This is a genomic window from Shinella zoogloeoides, assembly GCF_003574625.1.
In the GTDB taxonomy this organism is placed as follows: Bacteria; Pseudomonadota; Alphaproteobacteria; order Rhizobiales; family Rhizobiaceae; genus Shinella; species Shinella zoogloeoides_A.
In genome coordinates, this window is sequence record NZ_QNUJ01000005.1 from 297,554 (window position 1) to 311,022 (window position 13,469).

Sequence of the window (13,469 nt, forward strand, 5' to 3'; positions counted from 1 at the left end):
TTATCGGATGGGCGGCAGAGGATGGAGGAGTGGGGAAGGAAAAGCCCGCATCGGCGGGCTTTCGGAAACAGGCGCGGGCGCAGCCTCCTGGCCGCGCCCGGCGGACTGCTTATTCCGGCAGGATGCGAACGGCGCCCTTGTCGGCGCTGGCGGCGAAGGCGGCATAGGCCTTGAGCGCCGTCGTGACATTGCGCCTGCGTGGCGCAGCCGGCTTCCAGCCGAGCTTGTCCTGCTCGGCGCGGCGAACGGCCAGCTCCTCTTGCGAAACCGCAAGGTTGATGGTGCGGTTCGGGATGTCGATCTCGATCAGGTCGCCCTGGCGCACGAGGCCGATGGCGCCGCCCTGCGCGGCTTCCGGCGAGGCGTGGCCGATGGACAGGCCCGAGGTGCCGCCGGAGAAGCGGCCGTCGGTGATGAGCGCGCAGGCCTTGCCGAGGCCCTTCGACTTCAGGTAGCTCGTCGGATAGAGCATTTCCTGCATGCCGGGGCCGCCCTTCGGGCCTTCGTAGCGGATGACGACGACGTCGCCGGCCTTCACCTCGCCGCCGAGGATGCCCTTGACGGCCGCGTCCTGGCTTTCGAAGACAACGGCGGGGCCGGAGAATTTCAGGATCGATTCATCGACGCCGGCCGTCTTCACGATGCAGCCGTCCAGCGCGATGTTGCCGGAGAGGACGGCAAGGCCGCCATCCTTGGAGAACGGATGTTCGACGGAGCGGATGACGCCCTTCTCGCCGTCGGTGTCGAGCTCGTCCCAGCGCGCTTCCTGGCTGAAGGCGACCTGGGTGGGGATGCCGCCCGGTGCCGCGCGGAAGAAGGTGCGGACCGTCTCGCTGCTGGTGCGGGTGATGTCCCAGCGGTCGATGGCGTCGCCCAGCGTCTCGGCATGCACGGTCGGCGTGTCGCGGTGGAGCAAGCCCCCGCGGTCGAGCTCGCCGAGGATGCGCATGATGCCGCCAGCGCGGTGCACGTCTTCCATGTGCACGTCCTGCTTGGCGGGCGCGACCTTGGAGAGGCACGGCACCCTGCGCGACAGCTGGTCGATGTCGTCGAGGTCGAAATCGATGCCGCCTTCATGGGCGGCGGCGAGGATGTGGAGAACGGTATTGGTCGAGCCGCCCATGGCGATATCGAGCGACATGGCGTTCTCGAAGGCCTTCTTGTTGGCGACCGAGCGCGGCAGGATGCTCTCGTCGTTCTGCTCGTAGTAGCGGCGGGCGAGATCGACGATCAGGTGGCCGGCCTCGACGAAGAGGCGCTTGCGGTCGGCATGGGTGGCCAGCGTCGAGCCGTTGCCCGGCAGCGACAGGCCGAGGGCTTCGGTCAGACAGTTCATCGAGTTGGCCGTGAACATGCCCGAGCAGGAGCCGCAGGTCGGGCAGGCGGAGCGCTCGATGGCCTTGACGTCGTCGTCGGAGATTTTGTCGTCGGCGGCGGCGACCATGGCGTCGACGAGGTCGAGCGCGTGGGTCTTGCCGTGGAGGACGACCTTGCCGGCCTCCATCGGGCCGCCGGAGACGAAGACGGCGGGGATGTTGAGGCGCATGGCGGCATTCAGCATGCCGGGCGTGATCTTGTCGCAGTTGGAGATGCAGACCATGGCGTCGGCGCAATGCGCATTGACCATGTATTCGACCGAGTCGGCGATGATCTCGCGGCTCGGCAGCGAATAGAGCATGCCGTCATGGCCCATGGCGATGCCGTCGTCGACGGCGATCGTGTTGAATTCCTTGGCGACGCCGCCGGCAGCCTCGATCTCGCGCGCGACGAGCTGGCCGAGGTCCTTGAGATGGACGTGGCCAGGCACGAACTGGGTGAAGGAGTTCACCACCGCGATAATCGGCTTTCCGAAATCCGAGTCCTTCATGCCGGTCGCGCGCCAGAGGCCGCGGGCGCCGGCCATGTTGCGGCCGTGGGTGGTGGTTCGGGAGCGATATGCGGGCATGGTCAATTCCTCGAGATGGACGCGGCTTGCATATGGGCCGGAAAGGGCCGGATTGCGAGCCTCAGCAAGGTTCCCTAACGCAAAACGCCCCGCGCGTCACGAAAGGAATGGAGATTTTTTGGCCGTGCGGCGCAATTTCCTTGCCTGTTCCTCGCTGGCCATGCAGGGGCGGACATGACCGTTGTCGGCACAGTGCATTCGTGCCATGGTCCGCGCCATGAACGGCACGGCACAGGTTTTGGCGGAAGAGGCGGAGAGCGGGCTCGACAGGAGCCCGCTCTACCTGCGCATCCGCGACGTGCTGGCGGAGGCTATCGCCTCCGGGCGCCTGCCGAAGGGCGCGCTTTTGCTGGAGGGGCCGGTTGCCGGCCTCTTCGCCTCGACGCGAACGCCTGTTCGCCAGGCCTTCGCGCTGCTGGAGGAGGCGGGGGCGATCCGCCGCTTCGACGGGCGCGGTTTCCTCGTGGGGCAGGGGCGGAGCGGACCGAAGCGCGTGGCGCTGACGGCGGAGATGCTCGGCCTCGGCGAGGAGGCGCCGGCCCTGCGCAAGGCACCGGGCTGGGAGGCGATCTATGAGAGCCTTGAGCGGGAGATGGTGCATCTTTCCGTCTTCGGCCGCCACCGGATCAACGAGGTGGAACTGGCGCGCGCCCGCGGCGTCGGCCGGCAGGTGGCGCGCGATGCGCTGACCCGGCTGGAGGCGCTCGGCATCGTCGAGAAGGACGAGCGCATGCGCTGGACGCTGGTGCCGCTCGACGAGCAGCGCATGCGCGACCTGCACGATATCCGCGTGTCGCTGGAGCCGCTGGCGCTGGTGCGCGCCGCGCCCTTCCTTCCCCCCGCCGAACGCAGGGCGATGACGGAGCGGCTGGAGGAGGCGCTGGCGGTCTATCCGGACCTGTCCGTGGAGGCGATGGACGATCTCGAGACGGATCTCCACATTACCTGCCTCGGCTACTGCCCGAACCGGGAGCTGCTGATCGCGCTGCGCCGCGCCCGCTTCATGCTGAATGTCAGCAAGCATATCATCGGCGTCTCGCACCGCATGCCGGCCGACGAGCCCTTCATCGCCGAGCATCTGGCGGTGTTCCGGGCGCTCGACGTGGACGACAGCGCACGGGCAGCCGAGACGCTGCGCCATCATATCGCCGTTTCGCTCCCCAAGGTTATCGGGCGCGTTGCGGAACTGCGGGAGGCGCACCGGCCGGACATGCCGGCCTATGCGACGCCCGCCAGCCGCTGAGGAGCGTGCCATGAAGGTCAACCGCATCGTCGCCAATATCGAGACGGCAGATCCCGCGGTGGTCGCCCGCTTCTATGAAGAGGTGCTCGGGCTGAGGCTCCTGATGGACCATGGCTGGATCGCCACCTACGGCACCGATGGCACCATGCCGCTTCAGGTGAGCTTTGCCTCGGAGGGAGGCTCGGGCACGCCGGTGCCCGGCCTCTCCATCGAGGTGGACGATCTGGAGACGGTCCATGCGGCCGTCGTGAAGGGCGGCTATCCGGTCGAATACGGGCCCGCCGACGAGCCATGGGGCGTGCGGCGCTTCTTCGTGCGCGATCCGGCCGGCACGCTCGTCAATGTCCTCATGCACACGGGCTGATCAGGTGATCGCGCCGACCTGCCAGGGCACGAATTCGTTGTCGCCGTAATCGAAGGCCTCGCTCGCCGTCTTGCGGCCGGAAGCGGTCTCGATGACGAATTCGAAGATGCGGCGGCCGGCCTCCTCGATGGTCTCGGTGCCGTCGACGATGGTGCCGCAGTTGATGTCCATGTCCTCCCGGATGTGCTCGTACATCGGCGTGTTGGTGGCGATCTTGATGCAGGGCGCGGGCTTGTAGCCGGAGACGGAGCCGCGGCCCGTGGTGAAGGCGACGAGGTTGCAGCCGCCGGCGATCTGGCCGGTCACGGCAGCCGGGTCGTAGCCGGGTGTGTCCATGAAGACGAAGCCCGGTTCCGTCACCGCCTCGGCATATTCGTAGACGGCATTGAGCGGCATGGAGCCGCCCTTGGCGACCGCGCCGAGCGACTTTTCGAGGATGGTCGTCAGGCCCCCGGCCTTGTTGCCATGCGAGGGGTTGTTGTTGAGTTCGGCATCGTTCTTCGCCGTATAGTCTCGCCACCAATCGATGCGCGACAGCAGCTTTTCAGCGACCTCCGGCCGGGCGGCCCTGCGGGTGAGGAGATGTTCTGCACCGTAGATCTCCGGCGTCTCGGAAAGCACGGTCGTCGCGCCTTCCTTGACCAGAAGGTCGGAGGCGACGCCGAGCGCCGGGTTGGCGGAGATGCCGGAATAGCCGTCCGAGCCGCCGCATTCGAGCGCCAGCTTGATGCCGGACAGCGACTGTGGCGTGCGGCGGATGCGGCCGACATCCGGCAGCATGTCGTCGATCATCTCGCAGGCCGCCTCGATGGTCCTGCGCGTGCCGCCCTGGTTCTGGATCATCATGGTGCGGAAGGTCTTGCCTTCCTCCAGCCCCGCCTCCTCGACGAGCGGGCCGTATTGAAAGGTCTCGCAGCCGAGGCCGATCATCAGGATGCCGCCGAAATTGGGGTTGCGGGCATAGCCCTTGAAGGTGCGGGTGAGAATACGCCCGCCTTCGGATTTCAGGTTCAGCGCGCAGCCGCCGCCATAGGTCAGCGCCACGACGCCGTCGATATTGTCGTGGCCCGTCTCGCGGAATCGGCGGGCATAGTGCTCCGCCACGTAGCGCGAGACGGTGGCGGAACAGTTCACCGTCGAAAGGATGCCGATATAGTTGCGCGTGCCGATGCGCCCGTTGCCGCGGTCATAGCCCTCGAAGGTGCGGCGCTCAACCTCCGGCACCATGACGGGCGGGGCGTTGTCGACGCAGAATTCATGCTTCAGTTCGACGTCGAGTATGGCGAGGTTCTGCAGGTGCACGTGCTCGCCGGGGCGGATCGCCCGCGTCGCATAGCCGATGATCTGGCCGTATTTCAGCACCGGCGCGCCTTCCGCGATGGGCGCGATGGCGACCTTGTGGCCGCGCGGGATGCGCTCGGCGGCGGCAACGCCGTTCACCAGCGCACGGCCGGCATCGACATTGGCCGGCACCACGCCGACATTGTCTTTCGGGTTGAGGACGAGCACGGCGGGCAGGTCGGCAAGCATGGCGGCTCCTGAAAGTGGGACCGGCGCATTATGCACTCTGTCGGCAGAAGTCAATATTCGGAAAATATCTTGGCCGGAAAGGCGGAGGCGTGGTCTTTGCCTTCAATTTGTCGTATAATTCAGAAGATTTGTACGATGATTTAGCGCGAGGTGGAGGCAAGGTGGCGGAGAGATCGAAGAGGCAGGCCCAGCGGCCGCTGTCGCGCCGTCCGCGCGTGCGCCATAACGTGACGGCCGCCATCGGCACGGATATCTGCGGCGGGCGCTTTCCGCCGGGGGCAGTGCTGCCGCGCGAGAGCGATCTCTGCGAGACCTACGGTGTCAGCCGCACCGTCATCCGCGAATCCCTGAAAGTGCTGGAAACCAAGGGTCTCGTGCGCGGCCGCCCGCGCGTCGGCACGATCGTCTGCGACCGCTCGGAATGGAATGTCCTCGACGCGCAGATCCTCGAATGGATGGGGCCGGACGTGCTTTCGGCCGAGCTGCTCGGCTCGATCCTCGAAGCGCGCCGCACCGTAGAGCCGGCCGCCGCCTTCCTCGCCGCCTCGCGCGCCACGGCGCAGGAGATCGCGGACCTCGAACGGGCCTGCGACGAGATGCGCGACACCGAGGGCGATCTCGAAGCCTTCACCGCCGCCGATGCCCGCTTCCACGAGACGCTGCTGAAGGCGAGCCACAACAAGGTCTTCCACCAGCTCTCCTCCATCATCCATGCCGCGCTCTCCTATGCGTTGCACGCCTCCAACCGGGCGGCGGCGCGGCGGGACGAGGCGCTCGACGTGCACCGGGAACTGGTCGACGCGCTGCGCCTGCGCGATGCGGCGCGGGCGGAAAGCTGCTCGCGCAACATTCTCGATCTCGCCGCGCGCGACCTTTCCGGCCTGATGACCAAGGCCGGCGAGAGCTGACGAATTTCGCGGGGCCTTTCCGCGAGCGAATACGAACCCACGAGGGATGCAGACCCATGAAGATCACGAAGCTGACGACCTATATCGTGCCGCCGCGGTGGCTTTTCCTGAAGATCGAGACGGACGAGGGCATCGTCGGCTGGGGCGAGCCGGTGGTGGAGGGCCGCGCGCTGACGGTGGAAGCCGCGGTGCAGGAGCTTTCCGACTATCTCATCGGCAAGGATCCGCTGCTGATCGAGGATCACTGGCAGGTCATGTATCGCGGCGGCTTCTACCGCGGCGGCGCCGTGCACATGTCGGCGCTCGCCGGCATCGACCAGGCGCTCTGGGACATCAAGGGCAAGGCCTATGGCCAGCCGATCCATGCCCTGCTCGGCGGCCAGGTGCGCGACCGGATCAAGGTCTATAGCTGGATCGGCGGCGACCGTCCCTCCGACGTCGCCAACAATGCCCGCGAGGTCGTCGCCCGCGGCTTCAAGGCGATCAAGCTCAACGGCTGCGAGGAGATGCAGATCGTCGACACCTGGGAGAAGGTGGAGAAGGCGGTGGAGACCATCGCCATCATCCGCGAGGCCATCGGCCCGCATATCGGCATCGGCGTCGATTTCCACGGCCGCGTGCACCGGCCGATGGCGAAGGTCCTGGCGAAGGAACTCCAGCCCTACAATCTGATGTTCATCGAGGAGCCGGTGCTGTCGGAGAACCGCGAGGCGCTGAAGGAGATCGCCAACCATTGCTCGACGCCGATCGCGCTCGGGGAACGGCTGTTCTCGCGCTGGGATTTCAAGTCGGTCCTCTCGGACGGCTATGTCGATATCCTCCAGCCCGACCTGTCGCATGCCGGCGGCATCACGGAATGCCGCAAGATCGCGGCGATGGCGGAAGCCTATGACGTTGCGCTCGCGCCGCATTGCCCGCTGGGCCCGATCGCGCTTGCCGCCTGCCTGCAGGTGGACGCCGTCTCCTACAATGCCTTCATCCAGGAGCAGAGCCTCGGCATCCACTACAACGAGGGTAACGACATCCTCGACTACATCTCCAACAAGGAGGTGTTCCACTATGCGGACGGCTTCGTGTCGATCCCGCAGGGGCCGGGCCTCGGCGTGGAGGTGGACGAGGCCTATGTCATCGAGCGGGCCAAGGAAGGCCATCGCTGGCGCAACCCGATCTGGCGCCACGAGGACGGCAGCGTCGCCGAATGGTAAAACAGGAAAGCCCGGCTTCATGCCGGGCTTTTCGTCTTGCGCCGTGGTGGACGGAATCGCCGCGAGCCCCTATGTGATAGGGGTACGTCACAAAGGAGAGGACCATGCGCCCCATCACGGGTTTCATCGTTGCCGCGCTGGCGGTTCTGGCGCTTGCCGGTTGCAGCACCACGGCGGCCGACAACACGACCTATGCCCGCCCGGCGGAAACCGGCGGCGTTCGCGTTCCGCTGAACTGACCGGCGCGAGACCGCCAGGCGCTTTTGCCGGAAATGCACCAAAGAAAAGCCGGCCCGTGGTGAACGGGCCGGCTTTCGTTTGTGAGGCCTTACGCCTTCAGTGGCTGTCGGCGAGGCGGGCCGCGTCGATAGCGGCGGCCTGCTCGAACCGGACGCCGTTGAAGAAGGCGTTCAGGATGACGGCCGCGATGGAGGCGAGCACGATGCCCGATTCGATGATCGGGTGGATCGCATGCGGCATCCACATCAGGTAGTTCGGCGCCAGCAGCGGGATGAGGCCGAAGCCGACCGACACGGCAACCACGAAGAGGTTGTTGCGCGAGGTCTTGAAGTCGACCGTGGCGAGGATGCGCACGCCCGTCGCCGCGACCATGCCGAACATCACCAGGCCCGCGCCGCCGAGGACGAAGGTCGGAACGGCTTCCACCAGCGCGCCCATCTTCGGGATGAGGCCGAGCACGATCATGATCACGCCCGCCGCCACGCAGACATAGCGGCTCTTCACGCCCGTCACGCCGACGAGGCCGACATTCTGCGAGAAGCTCGTATAGGGGAAGGTGTTGAAAAGGCCGCCGATCATCGTGCCGATGCCGTCGACGCGAAGGCCGGCCGTCAGGGTCTGCTGCGACACGGTCCGGCCGGTAATCTCGCCGAGGGCGAGGAACATGCCGGTCGATTCGATCATGACCACGATCATCACGAGCGCCATGGTGGCGATCAGGACGGGGTCGAAGATCGGCATGCCGAAGCGCAGCGGTGTGACGACGGCGAACCAGCCGGCGTCGGCCACGCGGTCGAAATGCATCATGCCGAGCACGGCGGCGACGACGCAGCCGATGACGACGCCGGTCAGGACGGCGATGTTGCTGATGAGGCCGCGGCCGAAGCGGGCGATGACCAGGATGGAGACGAGCACCAAGGCCGAAAGCGCGATATGGCTCGGTTCCGCATAGAAGGGGTTGGAAACCGTCGGCGCGAGCGAAAGCCCGTCAGGAACGGCAGGCCCGCCCGTCTCGGCGAGCTTCTTCATCTGCGCCAGCCATTCGGCATGGCTGGGGTCGATCACCTTGGGCGCGGTGGGGCCGAAGGGGTTGCCGAAGGTCCAGTTGATGCCGACGCGCATCAGCGACACGCCGATGACGAGGATGATGGTGCCGGTCACGACCGGCGGGAAGAAGCGAAGGAGCCGTCCCATGATCGGGGCGAGCAGGAACGCAATGAAACCGGCGCCGATGATGGCGCCGAAGATCATGCGCGCCCCTTCCGTTCCGGGGGCAAGGTTGGCCATGGAGACCATGGGGCCGACCGAAGCGAAGGTGACGCCCATCATGACCGGCATCTTGATGCCGACATGGCGCGTGACGCCGAGCGACTGGATGATGGTGACGAGGCCGCAGACGAAGAGGTCGGCGGAAATCAGGAAGGCGACGTCCTGCGGGCTGAGTTGCAGGGCGCGGCCGACGATGAGCGGAACCGCGACGGCGCCGCCATACATGACGAGTACGTGTTGAATGCCCAGCGTCGCGAGCCTGCCCACGGGCAGCTTCTCGTCCACCGGCTGTATGCTGGATGCGTCGCTCATGGATCCTCCCATCACATCGACTGTCCAATGCCCGTCCTCCAACGGGGTGCGCTATCTTTGGGAGCGGGGCGGAGGGTCGCAAGCTTAGCCCGGGAATAAACACTTTACGGTTTCCCAGGGTAATCGGGCGGGCGGGATGATGCGCCGCACACCGGCGTTTTCCGCAATTCGGATGGAATTTCACCGGCTTGACACCGGTTTTCGCCCCTGTGCGCTACTTGAACCGGCCGTCATTTGATCCCGAAACAAGGCGGGCCGTCAACTCTTTCCTGCGCGGCATATGTGTATTTCCGCGTGGCGGCCGAAGAGGTGTCGAAAGAGGGCGGACGAGCGGGCCGATTTCGACATCTCGGCCGTGCGCGGAACCGGAAAAGCAAAAGGCCTTCCGGTTTCCCGAAAGGCCTTTGGGTATCGAATGGTGGGCGTGACAGGGATTGAACCTGTGACCCCTACGATGTCAACGTAGTGCTCTCCCGCTGAGCTACACGCCCATTCGATGAGGCGCATAGACCACAAAACATCCGGCGGCGTCAATAGGCTTTTCGAGCTTTTTTTACGCGCCGTTTTTGCGGTCTTTTCCGGGCCTTAGGCGGCCAGCATCTTGTTGACCTCGTCGACGAGATCGCGCAGGTGGAACGGCTTGGAAAGGACCTTTGCGTCCTTCGGAGCCTTGGAATCCGGGTTCAGCGCCACGGCGGCAAAACCGGTGATGAACATGACCTTGAGGTCGGGGTCGAGCTCGGTGGCGCGGCGCGCCAGCTCGATGCCGTCCATCTCGGGCATCACGATGTCGGTGAGCAGCAGCGAGAAGGGTTCTTCGCGCAGCCGGTCATATGCACTGGCGCCGTTGTCGTAGGACAGCACCTGGTAGCCCGCCTTTTCGAGCGCCTTCACGAGGAAGCGGCGCATGTCGTTATCGTCTTCGGCGAGGAGAATCTTGGGTGTCATGGAATCCGGGAACCGTTGCTAAGGTTGTCTGCCCACGGAGGGGCGGTACTGTTACGAAATCTCATTCCGGTAAATATCCGGTGAATGTGGCAGGGCAAGCCCCAGGCCATCGGTTCTCAGTATGGACACGCGCGCACGCGGCTGGCAACATGGGCGCGGCAATGACTTTCAGGCATGGTAAAGGATGGCAATGGCGGAGGCCCTGAGCGAAAACAGCCACTTCGAAGTGCTGGAGCCGGTTTCGCAGAGCGTGCCCCTCGTCTTCAATTCGCCGCATAGCGGTCGCCGTTATCCACAGGGCTTTGTCGAACAGTCGCGCCTCGACGCGCTCGGCATCCGCCGCTCGGAAGACCATTATGTCGACGAGCTCTTCTCGGTCGCCCCCGCGCTCGGCGCGCCGATGCTGATCGCGCATTTCCCGCGCGCCTGGCTCGACGTCAACCGCGAGCCCTACGAGCTCGATCCGCGCATGTTCGACGGGCCGCTGCCGTCCTATGCCAATATCAATTCCATCCGCGTCGCGGGCGGGCTCGGCACGGTGCCGCGGGTCGTGGCGGAGAACATGGAGATCTACCGCCACCGCTTTCCCGTCGAGGAGGCGCTGGACCGGGTGGAGAATGTCTACAAGCCCTATCATGCGTGCCTGCGCCGGCTCGTGGTGCGCACCCATGTGGCCTTCGGCTTCGCGGTGCTCATCGACTGCCATTCGATGCCCGGAAATATCCGCGTCGCGGGCAGCGGCATGCGGCCGGATTTCATCATCGGCGACCGCTACGGCACCAGCGCCTCGGGCGAGCTTTCGCGTGTCGCCATGCGGCTTCTCGAGGACATGGGCTTTTCCGTCGTGCGCAACAAGCCCTATGCCGGGGGGTTCATCACCGAGCACTACGGCCGGCCGGCCAAGGGGCTGCACGCCCTGCAGATCGAGGTGAACCGCGGCCTCTATGTCGATGAGGTGACGCTTGCCAAGAGGCCCGATTTCGCGGTGCTGCAGACGGCGATCTCCGCCTTCCTGCAAGACTTTTCCGACCATGTGGAGGAATATGCCGCGGACCGGGCGCTCGCCGCCGAATAGGCCCGCCTTCCTTCCAAAAAAAACCGCGCAGGCTGCGCGGTTAAAGTCTAGGGAGGAAACACCCAAGAGTGGGTATCCACAGTCACGGATGACTGTGAGGAAAAGGTAATATTGCACTGCACAAATGTCAAGTGGCGTCGTGAACGGTCGTCTGGCTCTATGCGGTTCCGTTTTGCCCATCGATGCAGTATGGAGGAACGGTATGCCACTCCCGCCGAGAGATCCCCATGCTGCCTGATCGCGCCTTCTTCGACCGCCTTGCCGATGCCGCAAGGAAGGAAACCCTGCCGCGCTTCCGCGTCGGTGCCGATGTCGTCAACAAGGAGGCCGCCGGCTTCGATCCGGTGACGGAGGGCGACCGCGCCGCCGAGGCGGCCATCCGCGCCATCATCGAGGAGCATTTTCCCGGCCACGGCATTCTCGGCGAAGAGCACGGCTCGGTCGGCCTCGACCGGGAATATGTCTGGGTCATCGACCCGATCGACGGCACGCGCGCCTTCATTTCCGGCGTTCCGGTCTGGGGCACGCTGATCGGCCTCTACCGCAACGGCGAGGCGGTGATGGGCCTCGTCGACCAGCCCTTCACCGGCGAGCGCTACTTCGCCGACGGCGAGGTCTCCCGCTATGCCGGGCCGGACGGCAGCAAGGTGCTGTCGACGCGGTCGTGCGAAAGCCTTGCGGATGCGATCATGTTCACGACGTCGCCGCATCTCTTCACCGAGAGCCGCAAGACCCGCTTCGAGGCCGTGCAGGACAAGGTGCGGCTCTTCCGCTACGGCGTCGACTGCTATGCCTATGCCCTGCTGGCCGCCGGCCATATCGACCTTGTCGTCGAATGCGGGCTGAAGCCCTACGATGTCGGCGGCCTCATCCCGGTCATCGAGCAGGCGGGCGGCATCATCACCGCTTGGGACGGCGGCCCGGCGGAAATGGGCGGCGAGATCATCGCCGCCGGCAGCCGCAAGGTCTATGACGAGGCGATGGCGCTTCTCAGGGCCTGAGGCGTTTCAGGCGCCGAGGCTGGTTTCCTCGGCGTCGCTTCCCGGAATGAAAGCCTCGATCGCGGCCAGCGCCTGGGCGCGGTAGCGGTCGGCCTCCTGCAGCAATTCGTGGCGCGCGCCGTCGATCTCGATGAGCCGGGCGGCGCGGAAGATGCGCGCGAGATCGCCGACGGCCTTGCGCGGGACGAGCGGATCGGCCGTCGGGCAAAGCAGCAGCGTGGGAATGCGGATGCGCGTCAGGTGATCCTGATGCGTCACGCGGCGCATGGTCTTCAGCGCCTCGTCCAGCCAGCGCGCGGTCGGCCAGCTTATCGCAAGCTCGGGATGCTCGGCGTAGATGGCGGCATTGCGGGCGAAGCGCCGCGCATCGGAGGTGACGACGTTGTGCGCGAATTCCAGCGAGGGATCGCCCTTGCGGAAGGTGCGCCTGCCGAAGCCGGTCAGCGCTGCCAGCCGCGCGATGACTGCGATCTGGCGCTGGCTCATCGACTGGCCGGCGAGCGCGATGAAGGGCGCGATGAGCGCCATGCGCTCGATGCGGTTCTCCAGCTCCGGCGCCATCGAAAGGGCGACGAGCGCCCCGGTGGAATGGGCGACGATGTAGAAGGGCAGGCGCGCGTCCGGCAGCACGATCTTTTCCAGGAAGAGCGAAAGATCGGCCTCGTATTCGGCAAAGCGGGTGACATGCCCGGCGCGATTGCCGGGAATGAGCCGGCCGGAGCCGGCCTGGCCGCGCCAGTCGAAGGTGGCGACCCACAGGCCGCGCGCGGTCAGGTCGTTGATGGTCTCGAAATATTTCTCGATGCACTCGCTGCGGCCCTGCAGCAGCACGACGGTTCCCTTGGCCTCGCGCTCCTTCGAGCGAAACACCGCGTAACGCAGCTTCACGCCGCCCCGGCCTTCCAGGAAGCCGGCGAAATGGTTTTCCGGAACGGGATTGTCGGCGGTGGCGTAAAGGATGGAATCCATCGGGCGGGCTGGCTCGGCGACGATTTGCTTGGGCGGAAAACCGCTGGGGGAACTGCTTGTTCGATGGATAGGCGCTGGTTCCCGCGCCGTCAAAGAAAAAAGCCGGACGCATGCGGCACGGGGGTGGCAACACATGCAGTCCGGCATAATTTAACCGGGGAGGAAGGGACGTTACACCCCGGTCGTCGAAAGTATTCGCTTCCGATGCTGCCGTTCTAGCAAGGTCAAGCTGAACGCTATCCGAAACCGCCGTTCATTTGGCGTTCATCTCGAAAGTTTTTTCAGGACCACCGTTTTTCGCCTGCAGTGAACCTCTTGAACGGGCCGGAAGCCATTCCCATCTCATTCTCACGGGCGCCGAAAGGGTCCGTCGAGGCTGCCGTCGCCAGAATGGGGCGGAGGCCGGATGAACCGGGCTGCCCCTTCGGAAATCAGGGCAGCCTTTTTGAAGATCGCAACG

At 65.5% G+C, this 13,469-nt stretch carries 12 protein-coding genes and 1 tRNA gene; 7 read left to right on the plus strand and 6 right to left on the minus strand.

Annotation, left to right across the window (positions count from 1 at the left end; translation table 11 throughout):
- Positions 1-109 precede the first annotated feature (109 nt).
- Positions 110-1,945: a dihydroxy-acid dehydratase gene (gene ilvD / locus DSD28_RS12155; RefSeq protein WP_119256658.1), complete on the minus strand. Its 1,836-nt coding sequence runs from the start codon at positions 1,943-1,945 to the stop codon at positions 110-112.
- Between the two features lie 217 nt (positions 1,946-2,162).
- Between ilvD and DSD28_RS12160 the strand changes: the two genes are divergently transcribed.
- Positions 2,163-3,188 (plus strand): GntR family transcriptional regulator, encoded by a 1,026-nt coding sequence (locus DSD28_RS12160; RefSeq protein WP_162911366.1) that lies wholly within the window; start codon positions 2,163-2,165, stop codon positions 3,186-3,188.
- 10 nt (positions 3,189-3,198) lie between these two features.
- Positions 3,199-3,552 (plus strand): VOC family protein, encoded by a 354-nt coding sequence (locus DSD28_RS12165; RefSeq protein ID WP_119256660.1) that lies wholly within the window; start codon positions 3,199-3,201, stop codon positions 3,550-3,552.
- Here the strand turns inward: DSD28_RS12165 and DSD28_RS12170 are convergent, their stop codons facing one another.
- Positions 3,553-5,082, minus strand: a complete 1,530-nt coding sequence (locus DSD28_RS12170) for a UxaA family hydrolase (protein WP_119256661.1) — start codon at positions 5,080-5,082, stop codon at positions 3,553-3,555.
- A gap of 161 nt (positions 5,083-5,243) precedes the next feature.
- Here DSD28_RS12170 and DSD28_RS12175 point away from each other — a divergent pair, with 161 nt between their 5' ends.
- The 3 genes from DSD28_RS12175 to DSD28_RS25905 all read left to right on the plus strand — a co-directional run bounded on the left by DSD28_RS12175 (position 5,244) and on the right by DSD28_RS25905 (position 7,434).
- A complete protein-coding gene (locus DSD28_RS12175) occupies positions 5,244-5,990 on the plus strand; it encodes a FadR/GntR family transcriptional regulator (protein WP_119256662.1) in 747 nt (248 codons plus the stop codon).
- A gap of 56 nt (positions 5,991-6,046) precedes the next feature.
- On the plus strand, positions 6,047-7,195 hold the full coding sequence (dgoD, locus tag DSD28_RS12180; protein ID WP_119256663.1) for a galactonate dehydratase: 1,149 nt from the start codon (positions 6,047-6,049) through the stop codon (positions 7,193-7,195).
- Positions 7,196-7,299: 104 nt separating this feature from the next.
- Entirely contained in the window at positions 7,300-7,434 is a 135-nt protein-coding gene (locus tag DSD28_RS25905) for a lipoprotein (protein ID WP_162911367.1), read from the plus strand.
- 97 nt (positions 7,435-7,531) lie between these two features.
- Here DSD28_RS25905 and DSD28_RS12185 read toward each other — a convergent pair whose 3' ends face one another.
- From DSD28_RS12185 to cpdR1, 3 genes are all read right to left on the minus strand, one after another.
- Positions 7,532-9,016 carry a nucleobase:cation symporter-2 family protein gene (locus DSD28_RS12185; RefSeq protein ID WP_119256664.1) on the minus strand — a complete coding sequence of 495 codons (1,485 nt, stop codon included), beginning with the start codon at positions 9,014-9,016 and terminating at the stop codon, positions 7,532-7,534.
- A gap of 416 nt (positions 9,017-9,432) precedes the next feature.
- Positions 9,433-9,507, minus strand: a tRNA-Val gene (locus DSD28_RS12190).
- Between the two features lie 94 nt (positions 9,508-9,601).
- Positions 9,602-9,964, minus strand: a complete 363-nt coding sequence (cpdR1, locus tag DSD28_RS12195; RefSeq protein ID WP_069061148.1) for a response regulator CpdR1 — start codon at positions 9,962-9,964, stop codon at positions 9,602-9,604.
- Between the two features lie 190 nt (positions 9,965-10,154).
- On the opposite strand from cpdR1, the gene DSD28_RS12200 reads away from it, so the two are divergent.
- Positions 10,155-11,039 (plus strand): N-formylglutamate amidohydrolase, encoded by an 885-nt coding sequence (locus tag DSD28_RS12200; protein WP_119256665.1) that lies wholly within the window; start codon positions 10,155-10,157, stop codon positions 11,037-11,039.
- Between the two features lie 227 nt (positions 11,040-11,266).
- Positions 11,267-12,040, plus strand: a complete 774-nt coding sequence (gene hisN / locus DSD28_RS12205) for a histidinol-phosphatase (protein ID WP_119256666.1) — start codon at positions 11,267-11,269, stop codon at positions 12,038-12,040.
- 6 nt (positions 12,041-12,046) lie between these two features.
- On the opposite strand, the gene DSD28_RS12210 is transcribed toward hisN, so the two are convergent.
- Positions 12,047-13,009: an alpha/beta fold hydrolase gene (locus DSD28_RS12210; RefSeq protein ID WP_119256667.1), complete on the minus strand. Its 963-nt coding sequence runs from the start codon at positions 13,007-13,009 to the stop codon at positions 12,047-12,049.
- Positions 13,010-13,469 lie beyond the last annotated feature (460 nt).